This window comes from Streptomyces tuirus (genome assembly GCF_014701095.1).
Taxonomy (GTDB): domain Bacteria; phylum Actinomycetota; class Actinomycetes; order Streptomycetales; family Streptomycetaceae; genus Streptomyces; species Streptomyces tuirus.
The window spans coordinates 348,019-366,234 of record NZ_AP023439.1 but is presented as its reverse complement, the minus strand read 5'-3'; the positions used below and the strand labels follow the sequence as shown (position 1 = coordinate 366,234).

The window sequence follows — 18,216 nt, the reverse complement described above, 5'->3', positions numbered from 1 at the left end:
CGCACCGCCGCGCTCAACGGCGGTACACCGTGATCGAGTGCCCGATGTCATCGACGGGGCGGCTGTCGCCGATCAGTTCGGCCAGCCGCCCCGAGGCCTTGGCCGCCGCCGAGTCCGACACGACCAGCAGCCCCCGCACCGCCTGGACGGGCACGCGTCGGGGATCCGAGGCCTCGATGCCGTAGTACGACGGCACCCCACTGCCCTTGTAGACGAGCCACACCCGCTCACCCGGGTACCGGTCGCGGAGCCGGTCCGCGAGCCGCCCGAGGTCCTGCCCCCAGTCCACGTTGGAGTCGTGCAGCCACTCCCGGGTCCTGCCCGGACCCCCGAACGCCTCGTTGGAGTAGGGCAGATAGTAGGGATGAGCCCGCGCCGAACTGACGGCGGCGAAGACCACCAGCACGGCCACCCCCACGGACACCCACCGCCGCCGCACCACGAGCACGCACCCCGCCGCGACCGCGAGGAACAGCGGCAGGAAGACGGCGTACCGGGTTCCGAAGTCGCGCGACCCCTGCATGGCGGCGACCAGCAGCACCAGCGGAGCGGCGAGCACATACGGTGCGGCGGGCCGCAGGCGCGGGATCGCGACGGCGGCCGCGGCGCCCGCGGCCCACAGCGCGAGCATCCCCAACGGGGTCTTCACCAGCAGCGCCGCCGGCAGGTAGTACCAGAGCGATCCGTCGTACAGCCGCCCGAACAGAAAGCCCTGCCAGGGCCGGTTCTCCAGCCCGAACTGCACGCGCATGCCGTCCCGGTAGGCCTCCGGGAAGGGCAGGAACCGGACCAGCTGCCCCCGCAGGCCGTGCACCACGGGCACGTGCTGCTGCGGAGTCCAGCGCAGCAGCGGATCGACCGTCAGATACGTGACCCACACGACGGCGACCGCGACCAGGGCAACGCCTCCCGCCGCGGCCACAGCCCGGTACCGCTTGCCTCCGGAGGCCTTCCACACCGACACCGCGGCTAGTGCCATCAGTACCGGCACCGCCGGCAACGTACTCATCTTCGTCGCCAACGCGGCGCCGAGTGCCACCCCCGCGAGCGGCACGTACAGCCGCGGCCTCCGGCGCGCCCGCCACACCAGCCATGCCGAGGTCAGCACGAACCCGGCGGCCGGCACATCGAGCGTCGCCAGCGAGCCGTGGGCGATGACGTCGGGGGAGAAGCAGTACAGCGCCAGCGCGGCCGATCCGGCGACGGGCCCGGCCAGTTCACGGCCGAAGGCGAACACCACCAGCCCGAACGACAGGGTCAGCGCGATCACCGGAAGGCGTGCCCACAGCATCAGCCGCCAGGGGTCGTTGCCCGACTCGTACAGCAGATGCCGGCCCAACTGCCCCTGGTCCCCGGCGAAGGCCGGGTCGAGGTGCGGATCCGCTAGGGCGACCCCGGCACCGATGACCAGCTTGCCCAGCGGCGGATGCTCGGGGTTGTGCCGCAGCCGGTGCTCGAGCAGATACTCCGCGGCCGCGCCCACGTACACCGGTTCGTCGATCGTCGGGGTCTGCTGCACGGCGGTCGTGACCATCGCGAAGGCCATCCGGGCGAGCAGGACGGCCACCAGGAGCCGCACCGCCCACCGACTGCCCGGCCGCCGCGCGGGTTCAGCCGGTGCCGGGGGCGAGAGCGACACGGGCCGGGGAACGGCGGGAGCCGTCCAGAGGTCCCTCATGGACCCACTGTGCATCAGCCCCCGCCGTGGAAAGCGCTACCGTCGCACGAGTCGCACCGACAGACCGTCAGCCGTGTGGAGGGGCACGGCATGCAGCGTCTCGGAGTCCAGCTCGACCCGGTCGAACCGGCCGCGCAGCTGCCCGGCGGCCAGGACGGGAACCGTCGTCCCCGCGACCGGCGGCCGCTCGGCGTCGAGCCGCAGCGACAGCACGCTGCCCCGGCCCAGCAGAGCCCGACGGCCCACCGTGAGGGCCGGGCCGTGATTCCTGCGCAGCGGCAGCTCCAGCGTCGACTCGCCCTCCTGGACGTAGGAGCCGCGCACCCGCAGGACCCCGGCCGCGCGGAGCGTGCCGCCCGTGACCCGGACGTCGCCCTCGCCCAGGGCGTTCGGCGACGCGGCGACCAGCGTGCCGGACTTCAGGACGGTCCCGCCGCGGTAGCGGTTGTGGCCCGTCAGGGTGAGCGTGCCCGAGCCGCGCTTGGTCAGGCCGCCGTCGCCCTCGATGGCGTTGCGCCAGCTGTCGGCCGCGTGGAAGCCCCCGGCCGCCGCGTCCAGTGTCACGGTGACGTCCCGGTCGAAGGCCCCGTAACCGTCCGCCGCGGCGAACAGGTTCAGCCGGCCCCACTGCTCGAAGCCGTCCAGCAGGACGTACCCGGACGGCAGCGCGGTCGTCCGCAGCACCTCGCGACGCTGGGCCGCGCTCAGATACGGCAGCCGTGTCTCCAGCAGCACCTCCGCGCCCTTCGGCACGGTCAGCGGGTCCTTGCGGCCGCGGCGCGGCAGGACGTACGTCAACCGGGGCGTCACCGCACGGGAGTTGGCCTCGCGGTCGGCGTAGGCGTCCCCGGCGCCCGGGTGGGCGTAGGCGTAGAGGGTGTCGGCCGTCGTGCCGGTCCGCCGCGTGAAGTAGGCGAGGGCCTGGGCGCGGGCGGCCGCCTTGAGTTCGGCGTTCGCCGGGTCGGCCAGCGTCGCGGCCGTCAGGGCGGTGGCCATGATCCGGCCGCCGATGACGTCGACGGTGGAGTGCATGCCCGACATGATCCGGCTGTGGCTGAGCTCGAACGCCCGCGTCACCAGCTCCTGGAACCGTTCGGGCACCGCGTACGCGTAGGCCAGCCCGGCCAGGTGGAAGGCGTTGGTGTGGCCGCTGGGGAAGCCGCCGTCCTCCTGCGCGTTCTCGGAGCGCTGGCGCAGCAGCTGCGGGGCCACGACCACGTCCGAGTCGTAGACCGGGTAGCCGAGCGCGTCCTTCGTGCCGGTGTCGACGACCTCGCTGTCCTCGTTCATCCGCCACGGGCGCGGGTACTGGAAGGCGAACTTGCCCGGGTTGCCCGAGGCGAACGGCCCGCGCACGGTGTCGACCAGCCTCGCCACCTGGCCGAGGTCCGAGTCGTACGAGCCCGCCCCGAGGGCGGATCCGGCCGGGGCGTCGGCGGGCAGGGTGTCGTTGATCTTCCCCGGAGGTGTGCCGTCCGGGGCGGTGGTGATCGAGGTGACCGCCTTGGCGCCCGCCTTGTACAGGCCCCCGAGCGGACCGAGGCCGGCGATCATGGCGTAGCTCTGATGCCGGCGGTCGTAGAGGAAGGCCTCCTTCGCCTGCGCCTCGGTGCGGGCCCGGGTGACGCGGGCGCAGTAGCGCATGTTGGCGCGCAGTACCTCGCGGTCCAGGACCAGGCCGGTGTTCCAGGCGTCGCCGGTCTTCCACACCTTCGCCATACCGCCCAGGATCCGGACGACGGCGTTGGTCTCCGGGGTGAGGTTCGCGGTGACGTTCGACTTGTAGTCGTCGACGAACGCGGCGAAGCCCGTGGCGGCCCGGGCGTCCGCGGCGCCGAGCCAGGACGCGAAGGCCGGTGCGGCGAGCAGGCCCGCCGACGCACCGAGGGAGGTCGTGAGGAAGCCCCGCCTGTCGACGGTGGCGGGGGAGCGGTGCCCGGCTGATGACATGGGTGCGCCTCTCTGGAGCTCTGCGAAGAAGGTGTCGTGGCGTTGCGCGACGGTGCGCCGGCCGTGTGGCCGGGAAGGTGATGCGGGCTGTGCGACGTGGGTGCCCTTGGCGACTTCTGTGGCATCTGCCGCGTACGAGCGAAGATCTACGGCCGTGCTGTGACCCTTCGGAGAGGGGTCGGCCCCCGGCCGCTGTCCGCGGGGTGAACGGCGGCCGCCCGGCTCACGGAAGCGAACGGGCCAGGGCGAGCGCCCCCTCGACGGGCGGTACCCGCAGCGGCTGTGTCCGGGTCCCGGGCAGGGACTCGGCGAGCGCGGCGGTGAACGCCTCGTACAGCGCGCTCTGGGCGAGCACCGTGCCGCCCGCCACGACCACGTCGTCCACCGGGACCCCGCGCGCGGCCAGCCGTACGACGAGCCCGGCGAGCGCCCGGCCGCCCTCGGCGATCACGGCCCGGGCGAGCGGTGAGCCGGCCTCGGCGGCGGCGAACACGGCGGGGGAGTGGCGGCCCCACTCCGCCGAGACGTCCGTGGCGGCCTCCAGGGCGGCGCCGAGCGCGGGCACCTCGGCCACCCCGAACGCGGCGACCAGCCCGGTCGCCAGCGCGTCGGGCTCCTCGCCCCGGTCGTGCGCGGCCCAGACGGCCCGCGCGGCCTCCCGGACGAGACCGGCCGCTCCGCCCTCGTCGCCGAGCACCGCGCCCCAGCCGCCTACCTGGACCGCCTCGCCGCCGGGCAACCGCCCCACCGCGACCGAACCGGTACCGGCGACCAGACCCACGCCCTTCTCCAGCCCCGCGGCGGGAACGAGCAGCTCGGCGTCGCCCACGACGAGCGCGGGCACCCCCAGCCGCTCCTGAAGGGCGGCGCGGATGCCCGCGCACTGGCGTGGCGTCTCGCAGGCGTGACCGCCCACGGCGAGAGCGGACAGCCGTGGAGAGGAGGGCAGGGCGACGGCGATCACCTCGGCCAGCCAGTCGGCGGCGGCCCCGGCGTCGTGCGGGCGCCAGCCCGCACTGCCGCGGACATGATCGACGACGCCCGCGCCGTCCGCGGCAGCGCGCACGTGCGTCTTGGTGCCGCCCACGTCGATACCGACCGCGTAAGGCGTGGAGTCCTGCACGGGTCCTCTTTCGTCGTTGCGCGGCACGGCGACGGCAGGCGAACCACCCGTCGCACCACGGCAGTTGAAGAGGTAGGGAAGCCCCGGGACGGGCTTCTGCGGACCACGGCAGGCGAGTACCGTGAAGTTCGTTAGGAAGTTAACTAACGAAGTAGGGTGCGCGTCAAGAGGCACGGAATTCCCGATGCCGCGCGACCCTCGCGGCCGTCCTGCCCGGCCGCCGCACGACCTGGGGAGACCATGCACCTGAGTGAGAGTGCCCGTGTGGTGTTCGACGTACTGGCCGGGGCGGGCACGGCCACCCGTCCCCAGCTGGCGGCCGGTGCGGGCCTTTCCAAGCCGACCGTCTCCACCGCCGTCGCCGAACTGGAGGCCATGGAACTCGCCGCCCACTCGGGGCGGGCCTCCGGCGGCACCGGCCGCAGCGCCGCCGTCTACCGGCTCGGCCCGGCCGCCGGCGCCGTGCTCGCCGTCGACCTGGGCCCCGCCAGGACGCGGGTGCGCAGTTGCGCGCTGGACGGGACGCTGCTCGCCGAGGCCACCGGCTCCAGGTCGGAGGCCGCCGGCACCGTCCGCGAGGTCCTCGACGGGCTGCCCGCCGGAGCCCCGCTGCGGGCCGTCGTGGTCGCCGTCGGCGATGTCACCACCCGGGACGGCGAAGGCGCGGGGGAACGCCCGGCGACCGCCAAGGCCGGCCCCGTCTTCGACGCGATGGCCGTCGCGCTGCCCGAGGGCGTGCCCGTCCACCTGGAGAACAACGTCAACTGCGCCGCGCTCGCCGAACTGCACGAAGGCGCCGCCGTCGGCCGCGACACCTTCGGCTATCTGCGCGTCGGCGTCGGCATCGGTCTCGCCGTCGTCATCGGCGGCCGGGTGCTGCGCGGCGCGAACGGCGCCGCCGGTGAGGTGGCCCGGCTGCCCTACCCCTGGGACGACAGCCGCGCCCCGCAGTACGAGGGCCTGGAGCAGCGCATGGGATCGCGCACGCTGCTGCGCCGGGCGGCCGAGGCCTGGCAGCAGGCCGACGGGCCCCGTCCGCGCACCGCCGAGCGCCTCCTCGCCCTGGCGGGGCAGGGGCATGCCACGGCGCGGTCCGTGATCGACGCGCACGCCGCCGACGTGGGCCGGCTCGCCGCCGCCGTGGCGGCCGTGCTGGACCCCGGCCTGATCGTCCTCGGCGGCGGCACGGGCGCGGACCCGCAGCTCCTGCCCGGGGTGCGGGCCGAACTGGCCCGGCTGAGCTGGCCGACCGAGGTGGTCAGCAGCGTGGTGGGCGACACCGGCACCGTGGCCGGCGCCGGCAGGCTCGCGGTCGCCCACGGAATTCAAACCGTGACCGGAGCTGTGCGGGCGAAGCATTGACGGCTGCGCCATCGGTCTGCCAATGTCCGGACAAGCGCTTTCTGAGTCGGCCGGGACGCCGACTCCGGGTGAGCCTCCCGCCCGTACGCGACGTACGGGAGCCGCACGAGGGCGTGCTTGTGCGACGACGGCCGTCATGGCCGGGGACCCCACCCGTCAGGGCGACGCGGCCGGGCGAGGCCGTGCCCCCGGAAAGCGAAGTCTCCTTCACATGCACCCGTGCCGCCTCGGCTGGCGCCGTGCTTCTTCCGCTACGACGAAAAGGGATTGAAGATGACCAGTCTGGGTGTGCGGCGCTCCCGCCGTCTCGGCCGCGGCGGCATACGTCGCGCGGTTCCCGTCGCTGCCGTGGCCACGGCAGGTGCCCTTCTGCTCTCCGCCTGCGGGTCGGGGTCCGAAGCAGGCGGGAACGCCAAGTCGCTGACGTTCTGGATCTCCACGGTCCCGGGGCAGGACGCGGGCTGGAAGAAGATGGTGGCGCAGTACGAGAAGGAGACCGGCGTCAAGGTCAAGCTCGTCAACATCCCCTACGACGGCTACCCGGCCAAGCTGCACAACGCCGCGCAGGCGAACTCGCTGCCCGACGTAGCGGCCGTGCCGGCGCTGGACCCGATCTGGGCGAACAAGCTGATCGACCTCAGCTCCATCGCCGGCAAGAAGAGCAACAAGATCAACGCCAACTTCGTCGCCAAGGACTCGTCCGGGAAGGTGCTGTCCATCCCCTCGGACGTCACCGCGTCCGGCATGTTCATCAACAAGACGCTGTTCGAGAAGGCCGGCGTCTCCTTCCCGGCCTCGCCCCACAAGACCTGGACCTGGACCGACTTCATCAAGGCGGCGGACAAGGTCCGCGAGAAGACCGGCGCCAAGTACTCCCTCACCTTCGACCAGTCGCCCTCCCGGCTGCGCGCCATGGTGTACGAGAAGGGCGGGAAGTACGTCCACGCGGACTCCTCCGGCACGTTCTCGGTCGACGCGGCGACCAAGAAGGCCGTGAAGACCTTCGTCGGATGGAACGACGACAAGACCATGCCGAAGTCGGTGTGGACCAGCGGCGCCGACCCGTCGGCCATGTTCCAGAGCGGTGACGTGGTCGCCTACTGGTCCGGCGTGTGGCAGGTGCCCGCCTTCGCGGAGAGCATCAAGAAGTTCGAGTGGGCGAGCGTCCCGACCCCCGCCGAGCCGGTGCAGGCCAGCGACGTCAACAGCGGCGGCATGACGGTGGGCTTCAACAACAACGCCGCCGCTGCCGACGCCGCGACGAAGTTCCTCAGCTGGCTGTACGAGCCGGCCCACTACCAGGTGCTGTGCGAGACGTCCGGCTTCCTGCCGGTCGAGAGCGGTCTGAACCCGAAGTACCCGTTCAAGTCCGAGGCGGCGCAGGCGGCGTTCAAGCTGTACAACGAGTCGATCCCGCTCTACGCCCCCATCTCCGGCTACTTCAACAGCGCGCAGACGAAGTGGGTGCTGAAGGGCAAGAGCCTCCCCGAGGACCCGACCAAGACGGAGCTCGGCAAGGCGATCAACGGCCAGCAGTCGTCCGACAAGGCCCTGCAGAACATCGTGGACGTCTACAACCAGCAGGTCGGCGGCTGAGCGCAGGCCAGGGGGCGCGGGCGGCGGGTCGAGACACCGCCGCCCGGGCCCCGGCCCTCACATGACGCCGGGCTCATGGCCTGAGCCCACCGGAACCCATTCCACCAGCACGGAGTCAGGAAGATGACCAAACGCGCCTCGGACGTGTCCGTGAGCCCGCCCAGGAGACGCAGTAAGTACACCCTTGCGCCGCTCGTCCTCATCGCGGCCAACGTCGTGCTCTTCGCGCTGTTCTTCGTCTGGCCGGCGGTGATCGGGCTCGTCTACTCCTTCACGAACTACACGGGCGTAGGGGTCTTCCAGTTCGTCGGGCTGGACAACTACCAGAACCTGTTCGGGGACTCCACCTTCTACGACGCGCTGAGCCGGACGCTGCTGTACACCGTGCTCTTCGTCCCGCTGAACTTCGTGTTCTCGCTGCTCATCGCCAACGTGGTGGTGAGCAGGCACGCCAAGGGCGCCTCGGTCGCCCGTGTCATCTTCTTCATCCCGTGGCTGCTGTCGCCCATCGTGGTGGGTGTCCTGTGGCGCTGGCTGTTCGGTGAGAACTTCGGACTGGTCAACTACCTCATCCACGAGCTCGGCGGCGGCGCCGTTCCGTGGCAGTCGAACGCGGACCTGTCGCTGCTGGTGGTGGTCATGGCGGCGTCCTGGGCCTGGACGGGCTTCTCGATGCTGCTGTTCATCGCCGCGATCAAGAACGTGCCGGTGTCGTACTACGAGGCCGCCTCGCTCGACGGCGCCGGCCCCTGGCGGCAGTTCTTCCACATCACGCTGCCGAGCATCGCGCCCACCTCGTTCATCGTCATCCTGCTCAACACGATCAACGCGATGAAGGAGTACCCGGTGTTCGTCGCCCTCAACAACGGCGGGCCCGGCACGTCCAACAACCTGCTCGTCCAGTACATCTACGAGACCGGCTTCAAACGGGGCCAGATCGGCTACGCGAGCGCCGCGTCGTTCGTGCTCATGCTCATCCTGATGGCCGTCGCGATCATCCAGCTGATCGTCAACCGACGGGTGGAGAACCGATGACAACCACAGACATGCCACGCCCGGTCGACACCGGTTCCGGACGGGCCGTCTCCAGGAAGCGCCCCCGTCGGGCAGCCACCGGCGGGCTCCGGCAGGCGGTGTCCGCGACGACACTGCTGTGGCTCCTGGCCTGCCTCTACGGGCTGCCGGTGCTGTGGTTCGTCCTCAGCTCCTTCAAGCCGGCCAGTGACCTGTTCTCCTATCCGCTGACGCTGGTTCCGCACGACCCCACCCTGTCGGGATTCAAGGCGGCGTGGGACAGCGCCAACTTCTCCCAGTACTTCATCAACACGGCCATCGTGTGCGTGATCACGACGATCCTCACGGTGGGAGTCAGCTGCTGCACCGGTTACGCGCTGGCCAAGTACGACAACAAGTGGCTCAAGGTCTTCTTCGTCTGCATCCTGGCCACCACGATGCTGCCGTCCGAGGTCATGCTGGCCCCGGAGTTCCTGGTCGTCCGCGACCTCGGCCTCTACAACTCGTTCGCCGGCATCATCCTCCCGGCCGTGCTCACCGCGACCGGATGCTTCATGTTCCGTCAGTTCTTCCTGACGGTTCCCGACGAACTCGTGGAAGCCGCACGCATCGACGGCGCCCGTGAACTGTCGATCTTCCTGCGGATCATGGTGCCGCTGTCCCGGCCCATCATGCTGACCCTCGCCATCCTGTCCTTCCAGTGGCGGTGGAACGACTACATCTGGCCGCTGCTGATGCTCAACGACCCCGACAAGTTCACCGTGCAGATCGGCATCCAGAGCATCGTGGGCGCGCAGAACATCAACTGGTCGGTCCTGCTCGGCGCGTCGGTCATCTCCATGATCCCGCTGATCGCCGTCTTCCTGGTCTTCCAGCGCTACGTCATGGGCGCGGACATCAACGCCGGACTGAAGGACTGACCGTGCACACCCCGCTCGACCACGAGTTCGTCCGCGCGGCGGCCCGCGCCGCCGACCGGTCGGCCGCCCCGCTGGCGGCCGGCCCCGACGAGGAACCCACCGGTGTGCCCCACCGCGCTCTGGCACGCAGGGTGAAGACCCTGGTCGCGGCATACCGGTCCCCGGAATCGGCACTGCACGGCAGCAAGCAGGCCGTCGCCGCCGCGATGACCCACCTCCGCGCCCTGCGGGCCGCGCAGACCACCACCGGCCTGTTCGCCGGCGGCGACAACGTGCAGTCACCGCCGGACTCCGCCTTCACCGTCAACGACGTGTGCGACGCGCACGTCATCGCCGCCGGTGCGGGGCCGGAACTGCGCGAGGCCACGAACGTGCTCGCCGACATCGCCGGCGCCGCCTCCCGCAGTCTTCTGACCGGTGGGGTGCACACCCCGAACCACCGCTGGGAGCTGTGCGCGGCCCTGGCCCGGCTGCACCGGTCGTTCCCGGACGACCGGCTGCTCGACCGCATCGGGGAGTGGCTCTCCGAGGGCGTCGACATCGACGCGGAGGGCCTGTACTCGGAACGGAGCCCCAACTACGCGGCCCATGTGTCCAACCCGTCACTGCTGCTGCTGGCCGACGTGCTCGACCGGGCCGACCTGCTGGACGCCGTCGAACGCAACCTCGCCACCACCCTGGACCTCATCAGACCGGACGGCACGGTGGAGACGGTCCTCTCGCGACGGCAGGACCAGAACCACCCGTTCCCCCTGGCGCCCTACCTGCCGCACTACCGGCTGCTCGCGATCCGCACCGGCCGGGGCGACTTCAGCCGGGCGGCGCGGCTGGCGGCCTCCGGCGGCATCGACGACCCCGGCCTGCTCGCCGAGACGCTGCTCACCCCCGACCTGTGCCGCGTCCTGCCGGAACCTGCCGCGGAGCCGCTTCCGCGTCACCGGTACATCACCACGGCGCGCCTCGCCGCACGCGCGTCGGCCAGCGCGCACACGGTGGTGTACGGCGGCTCCGACGTGCCCGAGCACCGGCGGATCCGCTCCGGCCTCGCCTGCAACCCCACCTTCCTGCGCCTGTTCGCCGGCGCCGCGGTCCTCGACGCGGTCCGCCTCTCCCGGGGATTCTTCGACCTGGGCCCGTTCCGCGCCGCCGACGTGGAACAGCCCGCCGACAACCGGTACCGGCTCACCGAGACCCTCACGGCCGCCTACTACCAGCCGATGCCGCCCGAGCGGCGCCGGGAGGACGGCGCCTACCGCATGGCGGACGAGGGACGCTTCTCGGCCGCGATGGCCTTCCCGGACCGGCCTCGCGACGAGGTCTCCCACACGACCCGCGTCGAGGTGGACCTGAGGGAGGACGGCGCCGACCTGCGGATCGACATCAGCGGACCACGGGTGCCGTGGGCCCTCGAACTGACCTTCCGGCCCGGTGGCGTGCCGCAGGGCGCCATCCCGCTCGGTGACGGGCGCTGGTGCCTGACGGCCGGGCCGATGACCTACCGGGTCGGTGACGACGAGATCCGGGTCGAGACAGACATCGAAGCGGGCGAACCGCCGGCCGGGCCGGACCGGGGCGACGTGCTGCGGTACGACCCGGGGCAGGACTACAGCGTGGTGGGCGGCACGGACGCGACGACCGGGAACCGCGTCTACATCGGTGGACTCGGCCCGCACACACTGACCGTCCGCCTCCGCGCCCGCCGGCCGGCCATGGACGCCTGAGGGGGTTCACGCCCGCGCGCGGGGCAGTGCCGGCTCCGGTACGACCAGGTCCGCACGCTCCCGCGTCGTCGCGATCAGTGCGGCGTTGCGCTCGTCCGAGCGTGACACCCAGGCCACCGCCTCCGCGTGCGTCTTGCCGAACCGCTCGTGGCGGGCGACCAGGCGGCGGACCCGCTCGGCTTCGGGCACCTCGCAGAACCACACCTCGTCGAGGAGGGGGCGGACGCGGGGCCAGGCGCCGGTGGTCAGGAGCAGGTAGTTGCCCTCGGTGATGACCAGACGGGCCGTCGGGAGCACCGGGATCGCGCCCGCGAGCGGCTGCTCCAGGACGCGTTCGAAGCCGGGCGCGTACACGATGTCGTCGCCGGGATCGTCGCGCAGCCGCCGTAGCAGGGCCGCGTACCCGGCCGCGTCGAACGTGTCGGGCGCGCCCTTGCGGTCCCGGCGGCCGAGCCGCTCCAGTTCGGCGTCGGCGAGGTGGAAGCCGTCCATGGGGACGTGCGCCACCCAGGGGGCGCCGGTGCCGTTCAACTCCCGTACCAGGTGCTCGGCGAGCGTCGACTTGCCCGCGCCGGGGCTGCCCGCGATGCCGAGGATCGCGCGCCCGCCGCCCCGGGGGAGCGCCCGGGCACGGTGGACGAGGTCGTCGAAGGTGAGCGGCACAGACAGAGAGTCTGCCACCCGGGGCGGGCGCGAACGCCGGGGCGCCTCACACTCCTCGCGCCCGCTGACCCACGTGCGGGTCAGGCACTTGGCCGAGTTCCGTCCTGCACGCCCACGCCCCGCGGGTTAGCTTGATCGTGTTTTCGATCAACGGGTAAGGGGCGGAACATGGCCGATGGCGCGAACGCCATGCTGGTACGACGGCGAAGACGCGTGCAGACGGCCGGGCAGCGCACCACCCGGTGGACACGTGGCAACCGCCCGCTCGCCGCCCTGGCCGCCGTCTTCACGATCGCGCAGCTCGCCCTGGTCCGGCCCGTCCTGGGCCTCGGCTGGGACGAGATCGTCTACATCAGCCAGGTCACCTCGCACCACCCCGCGGCGTTCTTCAGCGCCCCCCGTTCCCGCGGTGTCTCGCTGCTGGTCGCGCCCGTCGCGTCCTGGTCGCCGTCCGTCCCCCTGCTGCGCGTCTACCTCGCGCTGCTGTCCGGACTCGCCCTCTACCTGGCCCTGCGCTCCTGGCGCGGCCTGTTCCCGACCCGCGTCCTGGTGGCCGGCGGGGCCCTCTTCGCCTCCCTGTGGGTGACCCTCTTCTACGGTCCGCAGGCCATGCCCAACTACTGGGTCGCGATCGGTGCCCTGATCAGCGTCGGCTGCTTCCTGCGCACCCGGGCGAAACGTTCCTCCTCAAGGGCTCTGTGGGGCCTCGCGGCGGGCTGCGCGCTCATGGCCTGGATGCGTCCCACCGACGCGGTCTACGTGGCTGTGCCGCTGCTCGTCCTCGCCCTGGCGCGCCGCCACTGGCGCCTCCTGCTCGGGCTCGCCGCGGGCCTCGCGGCGGGCGCCGTGCCCTGGGTGATCGAGGCGTACCTGAGCCACGGCGGCCTGGGGGCGCGCCTGGCCGAGGCCTCCCGGATCCAGGGCGGACTGGGCTGGCAGATCGCCGTCGACGACCAGCTGCGCAGCCTGGGCGGACGGGCCCTGTGCCGGCCGTGCACCGGGTCGATGCCCACCCCGCTGGTCACCTTCTGGTGGTTCACCCTGCCCGTCCTGGCCGGCCTCGCGCTGGTCGTCGCGGCCCGGGCCCGCCGTCTGGAACGGACCCTGGTCCCGCTGGCCTGCGCCACCACGGCCGCGCTGCCGTACCTCTTCATGATCGGCTACGCGGCCCCGCGCTTCCTCCAGCCGGCCTACGCGCTGCTCGCGATCCCGGTCGCCGACGCCCTGTGGCACCTGGTCAGGGGCCCGGGCGGATCATGGCGCCGGGTGGCCGCCCCCCTGGTCGCGCTCGTCCTGGCCGGGCATCTCGCGGCGCAGCTCGCCGTCCTGGACGGCGCCGTGACGCGCAACACCGAGAGCCGCCGCGACTGGGACCGCACCGCCGACGCCCTGCACCGGCTCGGCGTCCGCCCGCCCTGCCTGCTCACCGGCCACGAGGCCATCCCGATCGGTTACTACACCGGCTGCAACTCGGGGGCGACGTCCGGAAACAACGAGAACATCACCGTGGCCGGCGTGCTGCGCACCGCGGACCGCCTCCCGGTCGCGCACCTGGCACCGGCCGGCGGCACCCCGCCCCGCTATGCCCGCACCTGGCCCGTCCACCGGATCTCGGACCTGGACGTCCGTGTCGCGCCAGGCCCCTGACGCAGCGCGGCGCGCTGCTCAGCACCCGGCCCCGCCTCCCGGACGACGGTCGTGTGGCGGGCCGGACGCATCGCGGAGAAGTGGTCGGGGGACCTGGCCGGGCCGGGGCGCGGCGTCAGTCCATGACGGCCATGGCATAGGCGAGCGCGAGGATCACCGCGAGGCCGACGGCGGCCACCACGAGCACGACCGCACCGAACAGACACGTCACCACGGACATCCCGGCCCAGGCGGCCCGGCGCGCGCGTGCGGCCTCACGGACCACGTCACCGTCCTCGTACCAGTCGTCATCAGCCATGTCGCCCTCCCCGCGGGGAGACTACAGCCGGGTGCTCAGGTCCCCGGCCGCAGCTCCTTGCGCCACTTGGTGATCTGCTTCTCCGGGTCGCCCGTGTACGACCAGGGCGTGCGGGTCGCGCGGGGCCCCAGCATGCCCAGCAGGATGCCCGCGATGTCCCGGGCACCCGCCCAGCAGGCCGCGTGCGCCAGGTAGTTGAAGTCGCGGAGCTCGGCGGGCGCGATCCAGGTCTCCGTCCGGCCCATGACCCAGCGCTGCCAGGTCCGCCGCAGGTCGCGCACGGCGCCGTCGTGGGTCCAGTGCTGCGAGAGGCCCACGGCGGAGCGCCTGCCCTGAGCCGCGTCCAGGGCGAAGCGGTACTCCTCGACCCGGGCGTACTGGACCAGCACCGGCAGCGGACAGCCGGGCGGTGCCACCCCCGCCGCGTCCCGGGCGAAGTCGTACATCAGGCCGTGCGTGCCGTGCCAGCGCGCCGAGTAGTAGTGCAGCACCTGGAGGTGCCCCTCGATGCTGTACCGGTCGCGCCCGTGCAACTCGTCCCACCAGCGCCCCAGTTCCTGCCGCCGGACCCCCGAGGGGTACAGCCGCGCCACCGAGATCAGCGACACCCAGGGCGTCGGATCCTCCGGGTACGCTTCCGCCGCCGTCAGGCAGGCCAGCACCGCGGCGTCCACGCGGTGCTGATCGATCGGCACGCCCCGGCCCGCCGCGATGGCCACGTTGAAGGTGCGGGCCGTCTCCGTCGCCGCCCGCAGCACCAGCGCGTCGGCGCTGTGGGCGTCCGCGGAGAGCCAGGACTCCACCGTCGAACTGCCCGCGCACACCTGCGCGAGCTGCCGTATCCGGTGCCCACGGGCGGCCCAGTCGCGGCCGGTGGCGCCCAGCAGGTCCCGCAGCCCCTGCCAGCGGCCGATCACGACGTCCTGGCGGGCGGAGGTGAGGTCGGTGTCCCCGCAGTCGGGGTCGAAGTCGGGGGTGAAACCACGTCGGAGACTGCCTCGAGCCATCGGGGTCCTCCTCAGAAGTCGGTGGAGAGACCCTCGTGGACGCGCGCGTGGCCGTCCTGTTCACCGGGCACGTAGTCCGTCTCGACCGTGCGCGAGGCGTCCAGTTTCGCGGGCCGGTAGTAGTCGCTGCCCTGCCGCCAGTACCAGAGCATCGGGATCAGCCCGACCGCGAGCCCGCCGATGCCGATCGTGACCGCGGCGCTGCTCAGCTCGCCCAGCGACTCCACGAACACCCAGAACATGAACAGGGCGCCGCACAGCGGCCACAGGCCGCCGAAGAGGAAGTGGGCCGGGGACTTCAGCAGCATCTTCCGGTACGCGACGACCACCGCGAGCCCCGCGAGACCGTAGTAGACCGCGATCTGCAGGCCGATCGCCGAGATGGCGTCGGAGAGGATGTCGCCCACCGAGCCCAGGGCGTTGGAGGCGATGAACATCACCAGCGCCACCGACCCGACCACGACGATCGCCACCCAGGGCGTGTTCCACCGGCGGTGCACCCGGCCCAGCGCCGACGGCATCGTACGGTCCCGGCCCATCGCGAACAGCGAGCGCGTGACCTGGATCAGTGTCGTCTCCAGCGTGGCGATGGTGGACAGCATCACGGCCACGATCAGCAGCTTGCCGCCCCAGCCGGGCCAGACCTCCTCGCCGAGCACCGCCAGCACGTTCGCGTCGTTCTCCTCGATCTGCTTCGAGGACAGGATCACGTTCACCGCGATGGTGAACACCTCGAACAGCAGGAAGACGATGCCCACGCCGATCAGCCCCGCGAGTCCTGTCGTACGGCGGCTGTTGCGGGTCTCCTCGCTGAGGTTGCTGGTGACGTCCCAGCCCCAGTAGTAGAACGCGGCGATGAGCGCACCCGAGGCGAAGCCGGCCATGCCGTCGAAGTGGGAGAAGCCGAGCCAGGACCAGTCGAAGGCGCGGGCGTCGTCCGTGTGGAAGAAGGCGAGCACCGCGAACAGCGCCAGGATGACCAGCTCGACGCCGGACATGATCAGCTGCGCCCGCACCGTGAGCCGGGCGCCGCCCAGCACCACGCACAGCATGATGACGAACCAGGCCGCGCCGACCACCGTGGACAGCGCGGTGTTGTCCGCGAGGCCGTCGTCGAAGAGCGCGAGCGTCATCGACCCCGCGGGCAGCGAACCGGCCACCATGAAGATCGTCGCCGAGATCACCAGCGCCCAGCCGCTGATGAAGCCCAGGAACGGGTGGAGCGTGCGCCCCACCCACGAGTAGCTGGCGCCCGCGTTGACGTCGATCCGGCCCAGGTAGCTGAACGCCAGGGCGATGCCCAGCATGGGTATCGCGCAGTACAGCAGGGCGGCCGGACTGGCCAGCCCCACCGCGCCCACGAGGACGGCGGTGGTCGCGGCCAGCGAATACGCCGGTGCGCTGCCGGCGACCGCCATCACCACGGTGTCGAACGTGCTGAGGACATTGGCCTGCAGCCCTCTGCCCCTGCTGTAGCTCATGGATGCGCCGCTTTCACTTGTGCACGACCGGAGGCGGGCAGGCCGTCCCGGAAGCGTTGGGGGGTGGGGGGTGGAACTCGCCGCCGGACGGAGAAGGGTGGCCTCGGGCCCAGGAGCGATGAAAACGGGGTGGTGGATACCGTGCTGCCGCCGCGTCGGCAGTCGGTCACACCGTGTGTGCGAGTGATGATAGTCCCGCTCATTGATCTTTCAAGATTGACTGGTGGGTAACGTGCGGCCCCGCCCAGGGTTTCGACTCCCGTCGGCCCGCGGGACGTTCGGTGCGCCGTCCCGGCCCGGGGATCATCCGCCGAGGTTAGAGACCGCGTAACGGGAAACGCGGAACGGACAGCACGGACGAACGAGTCGTCGCAGCGCGACAGGGAGGCAGGAGTGATGGGCACGGAACCGATGCGCCCCGAACCGATGGCGGACGACGCGTACCAGCCCACCGGGACCAACGAGGAGCAGGAGGACGCCGCGCCGCTGGACCTGCAGGACGCCGTCGACGAGCGGACGTACGACGACACCCTCGACGAGGGCTACTCCCCGCCCGAGAAGCCCCTGGGCGTCACCAAGCGCGGCACCACCGCCGCGGAGCAGCACGAGGGCGAGACCCTCGACGAACGGCTGGCCCAGGAGGTCCCCGACGTGTCCGCGGAGCCGGCCGGGGACGGCGTGGGGGACACCCCGGACAGCGACGGCGAACCGGTGGACCCCGAGGCGGGCACCGCCCGTGCCGGCCGCCTGGTCGCCCCGGACGAGGGCGCCCACCCGGACACCACGAAGGAGTCCGTCGCGTCCGACGTCGGCATCGACGGCGGAGCGGCGGGTGCGGAGGAAGCCGCCGTGCACGTGGTGGAGGACGAGACGGACCTGCCCGAGGACGACGCCGGGGTGTGACCCGCCCGCCGCGCCCACGGAAGGCCGCGCGCGGAAGGCCGCACGCAGAAGACCGCGCACAGAAGGCCGCACGCAGAAGGCCACCGGACCCGGACGCGACGGCGCCGGGCCGGTGGCCTTCGTGTGCCGGGGGGCGGCTAGGGCAGCAGCTTCTCCAGGGCGGTGGGTCCCTCCGCCGCCAGCTTGCGCTTGGCCCACTCGAGGTTGTGCGGGGTGAGGTCCTTGCCCGAGGCGAGGACGAGGTCCTCCGGCGACACGTCGGTGCCGGTGTGGGTGTGGAGCAGGTGGTCCGGGGTGGCGCGGTCCTCGGACGGCCGGGATGCGGCGGGCTCTGACGTCGACATGTTCTCTGCTCCTAGGGTCCGGATCGCTGGTGCGGCCCCGGTGCTGAAAAACGGGTCCGCTATCACCATTCCCCGCGGGAGCGCGGCGTGCATCCGGAGAGCGCGACGGCGGGCCCGCCGGACCGCGCGCACCCCGTTCGGACGCTCACCGATGTCGCGTCGGCTCACTCCGGGTGACGGTGGAGACACGTGTCCCTGCGACTGACAGGAGCTTTACCCATGCGCACACGTGTGACTGCCGCGGCGGGTCTGGCCTGCGCCGCCCTGCTGGCCTTCGCCGGTACGGCGAGCGCGGACGACGGCACCATCGGTGTCGCCACCGACAGCCCCGGCTTCCTCTCCGGCAACGTCGTCCAGATCCCGGTCGAGGTCAACGCCAATGTCTGCGGCAACTCGATCAACGTGATCGGGCTGCTCAACCCGGCGTTCGGCAACGAGTGCACGATCAAGGACTGACGTACCGGTCGCACGACCCCGCCGGCGGCGGCCCGCGCACCTCGCGGGCCGCC

General features: G+C 72.1%; 16 protein-coding genes. 8 read left to right on the top strand and 8 right to left on the bottom strand.

All coding sequences use genetic code 11. The annotated features are described in order from the left end of the window. Positions 1-13 precede the first annotated feature (13 nt). From IGS69_RS01740 to IGS69_RS01730, 3 genes are all read right to left on the bottom strand, one after another. Positions 14-1,678: an ArnT family glycosyltransferase gene (locus tag IGS69_RS01740; protein WP_385862380.1), complete on the bottom strand. Its 1,665-nt coding sequence runs from the start codon at positions 1,676-1,678 to the stop codon at positions 14-16. A 36-nt stretch (positions 1,679-1,714) separates the two neighbouring features. Then, positions 1,715-3,628 carry a phosphatase PAP2 family protein gene (locus tag IGS69_RS01735; protein ID WP_190896255.1) on the bottom strand — a complete coding sequence of 638 codons (1,914 nt, stop codon included), beginning with the start codon at positions 3,626-3,628 and terminating at the stop codon, positions 1,715-1,717. A 223-nt stretch (positions 3,629-3,851) separates the two neighbouring features. Beyond that, positions 3,852-4,751 (bottom strand): N-acetylglucosamine kinase, encoded by a 900-nt coding sequence (locus IGS69_RS01730; RefSeq protein WP_190896253.1) that lies wholly within the window; start codon positions 4,749-4,751, stop codon positions 3,852-3,854. Positions 4,752-4,991: 240 nt separating this feature from the next. Between IGS69_RS01730 and IGS69_RS01725 the strand changes: the two genes are divergently transcribed. The 5 genes from IGS69_RS01725 to IGS69_RS01705 all read left to right on the top strand — a co-directional run bounded on the left by IGS69_RS01725 (position 4,992) and on the right by IGS69_RS01705 (position 11,364). Further along, entirely contained in the window at positions 4,992-6,113 is a 1,122-nt protein-coding gene (locus IGS69_RS01725) for an ROK family protein (RefSeq protein WP_190896251.1), read from the top strand. Positions 6,114-6,386: 273 nt separating this feature from the next. Beyond that, positions 6,387-7,709 carry an ABC transporter substrate-binding protein gene (locus IGS69_RS01720; protein WP_190896249.1) on the top strand — a complete coding sequence of 441 codons (1,323 nt, stop codon included), beginning with the start codon at positions 6,387-6,389 and terminating at the stop codon, positions 7,707-7,709. A gap of 123 nt (positions 7,710-7,832) precedes the next feature. After that, on the top strand, positions 7,833-8,744 hold the full coding sequence (locus tag IGS69_RS01715) for a carbohydrate ABC transporter permease (RefSeq protein WP_190896247.1): 912 nt from the start codon (positions 7,833-7,835) through the stop codon (positions 8,742-8,744). Continuing rightward, the gene (locus tag IGS69_RS01710) at positions 8,741-9,643 is read left to right on the top strand and encodes a carbohydrate ABC transporter permease (RefSeq protein ID WP_190896245.1); all 903 of its coding nucleotides are present in this window, start codon (positions 8,741-8,743) and stop codon (positions 9,641-9,643) included. Before IGS69_RS01715 ends, IGS69_RS01710 begins: the two co-directional genes overlap by 4 nt. Positions 9,644-9,645: 2 nt before the next feature. After that, the gene (locus IGS69_RS01705) at positions 9,646-11,364 is read left to right on the top strand and encodes a hypothetical protein (protein WP_190896243.1); all 1,719 of its coding nucleotides are present in this window, start codon (positions 9,646-9,648) and stop codon (positions 11,362-11,364) included. A gap of 6 nt (positions 11,365-11,370) precedes the next feature. Here the strand turns inward: IGS69_RS01705 and IGS69_RS01700 are convergent, their stop codons facing one another. Then, on the bottom strand, positions 11,371-12,027 hold the full coding sequence (locus tag IGS69_RS01700; protein ID WP_190896241.1) for a nucleoside/nucleotide kinase family protein: 657 nt from the start codon (positions 12,025-12,027) through the stop codon (positions 11,371-11,373). A gap of 168 nt (positions 12,028-12,195) precedes the next feature. On the opposite strand from IGS69_RS01700, the gene IGS69_RS01695 reads away from it, so the two are divergent. After that, a complete protein-coding gene (locus tag IGS69_RS01695) occupies positions 12,196-13,674 on the top strand; it encodes a hypothetical protein (protein WP_190896239.1) in 1,479 nt (492 codons plus the stop codon). A 115-nt stretch (positions 13,675-13,789) separates the two neighbouring features. On the opposite strand, the gene IGS69_RS01690 is transcribed toward IGS69_RS01695, so the two are convergent. The 3 genes from IGS69_RS01690 to IGS69_RS01680 are packed head-to-tail and all read right to left on the bottom strand — an operon-like array spanning position 13,790 to position 16,460. After that, positions 13,790-13,972 (bottom strand): hypothetical protein, encoded by a 183-nt coding sequence (locus tag IGS69_RS01690; RefSeq protein WP_190896237.1) that lies wholly within the window; start codon positions 13,970-13,972, stop codon positions 13,790-13,792. Positions 13,973-14,007: 35 nt separating this feature from the next. Then, positions 14,008-14,979: a hypothetical protein gene (locus tag IGS69_RS01685; RefSeq protein ID WP_190896235.1), complete on the bottom strand. Its 972-nt coding sequence runs from the start codon at positions 14,977-14,979 to the stop codon at positions 14,008-14,010. Between the two features lie 11 nt (positions 14,980-14,990). Further along, positions 14,991-16,460, bottom strand: a complete 1,470-nt coding sequence (locus tag IGS69_RS01680) for an APC family permease (RefSeq protein ID WP_190896233.1) — start codon at positions 16,458-16,460, stop codon at positions 14,991-14,993. A gap of 411 nt (positions 16,461-16,871) precedes the next feature. On the opposite strand from IGS69_RS01680, the gene IGS69_RS01675 reads away from it, so the two are divergent. Continuing rightward, positions 16,872-17,363: a DUF5709 domain-containing protein gene (locus IGS69_RS01675; protein WP_190904344.1), complete on the top strand. Its 492-nt coding sequence runs from the start codon at positions 16,872-16,874 to the stop codon at positions 17,361-17,363. 137 nt (positions 17,364-17,500) lie between these two features. Here the strand turns inward: IGS69_RS01675 and IGS69_RS01670 are convergent, their stop codons facing one another. Next, on the bottom strand, positions 17,501-17,707 hold the full coding sequence (locus IGS69_RS01670) for a hypothetical protein (protein ID WP_190896231.1): 207 nt from the start codon (positions 17,705-17,707) through the stop codon (positions 17,501-17,503). A 219-nt stretch (positions 17,708-17,926) separates the two neighbouring features. On the opposite strand from IGS69_RS01670, the gene IGS69_RS01665 reads away from it, so the two are divergent. Further along, a complete protein-coding gene (locus IGS69_RS01665) occupies positions 17,927-18,163 on the top strand; it encodes a chaplin (protein WP_190896229.1) in 237 nt (78 codons plus the stop codon). The last annotated feature ends 53 nt before the right edge of the window (positions 18,164-18,216 follow it).

What these genes read in the sequence shown, in the direction of transcription:
- IGS69_RS01740 (WP_385862380.1), bottom strand. Translation starts at nt 1,678, where the DNA reads ATGAGGGACCTCTGGACGGCTCCCGCCGTTCCCCGGCCCGTGTCGCTC.
- IGS69_RS01735 (WP_190896255.1), bottom strand. Translation starts at nt 3,628, where the DNA reads ATGTCATCAGCCGGGCACCGCTCCCCCGCCACCGTCGACAGGCGGGGC.
- IGS69_RS01725 (WP_190896251.1), top strand. Translation starts at nt 4,992, where the DNA reads ATGCACCTGAGTGAGAGTGCCCGTGTGGTGTTCGACGTACTGGCCGGG.
- IGS69_RS01720 (WP_190896249.1), top strand. Translation starts at nt 6,387, where the DNA reads ATGACCAGTCTGGGTGTGCGGCGCTCCCGCCGTCTCGGCCGCGGCGGC.
- IGS69_RS01715 (WP_190896247.1), top strand. Translation starts at nt 7,833, where the DNA reads ATGACCAAACGCGCCTCGGACGTGTCCGTGAGCCCGCCCAGGAGACGC.
- IGS69_RS01710 (WP_190896245.1), top strand. Translation starts at nt 8,741, where the DNA reads ATGACAACCACAGACATGCCACGCCCGGTCGACACCGGTTCCGGACGG.
- IGS69_RS01695 (WP_190896239.1), top strand. Translation starts at nt 12,196, where the DNA reads ATGGCCGATGGCGCGAACGCCATGCTGGTACGACGGCGAAGACGCGTG.
- IGS69_RS01690 (WP_190896237.1), bottom strand. Translation starts at nt 13,972, where the DNA reads ATGGCTGATGACGACTGGTACGAGGACGGTGACGTGGTCCGTGAGGCC.
- IGS69_RS01685 (WP_190896235.1), bottom strand. Translation starts at nt 14,979, where the DNA reads ATGGCTCGAGGCAGTCTCCGACGTGGTTTCACCCCCGACTTCGACCCC.
- IGS69_RS01680 (WP_190896233.1), bottom strand. Translation starts at nt 16,460, where the DNA reads ATGAGCTACAGCAGGGGCAGAGGGCTGCAGGCCAATGTCCTCAGCACG.
- IGS69_RS01675 (WP_190904344.1), top strand. Translation starts at nt 16,872, where the DNA reads ATGCGCCCCGAACCGATGGCGGACGACGCGTACCAGCCCACCGGGACC.
- IGS69_RS01670 (WP_190896231.1), bottom strand. Translation starts at nt 17,707, where the DNA reads ATGTCGACGTCAGAGCCCGCCGCATCCCGGCCGTCCGAGGACCGCGCC.
- IGS69_RS01665 (WP_190896229.1), top strand. Translation starts at nt 17,927, where the DNA reads ATGCGCACACGTGTGACTGCCGCGGCGGGTCTGGCCTGCGCCGCCCTG.